The sequence below is a fragment of the Acinetobacter sp. Gutcm_16 genome (genome assembly GCF_028649355.1).
In the GTDB taxonomy this organism is placed as follows: domain Bacteria; phylum Pseudomonadota; class Gammaproteobacteria; order Pseudomonadales; family Moraxellaceae; genus Acinetobacter; species Acinetobacter johnsonii.
The window spans coordinates 1-442 of the sequence record NZ_JAQSUV010000003.1 but is presented as its reverse complement, the minus strand read 5'-3'; the positions used below and the strand labels follow the sequence as shown (position 1 = coordinate 442).

1 protein-coding gene is annotated in these 442 nt (G+C 30.5%); it reads right to left on the bottom strand.

The features are described 5' to 3' along the window. A partial coding sequence (locus PTT44_RS00010; RefSeq protein ID WP_337960657.1) for a putative type VI secretion system effector occupies nt 1-442 on the bottom strand: 442 nt, incomplete at both ends.

Below are 442 nucleotides of genomic sequence, written 5' to 3'. Positions count from 1 at the left end.
TTTGGGGTGTTCAAAACCTAGCTTTTCAAATATTTGCTCTGATAATGTTCCAAAATTTTCATAGGATTTACGAAACCCAAAATAGTTAATAAAACCAGAAAAAACAATTGACATAACCAACATTATTAAAATCGAAGAAATTAAATTAAAGAAAGTATTCGAGTTATATGAAAAATCAAACAAATAAAACAGCACCAACAGAAAAGAAATAACAACCCATGAAGTTAAAGAAAAATAGAATACCTGCTTTATAATAGCTTTATAACCCATTTTTACTGAACGACCCATTTCATAGATCATATACAATAAGCCTGATTTAGGATCCAGAATGGCATAGACCTGATAACGTCCATCTACAGGTTTTTCATTAATTACAGCGATCAGTTCATCATTTTCTTTAAAACGAGCCGTTGTAAATTGCCCCAGTAAAGAATGTCCTTCT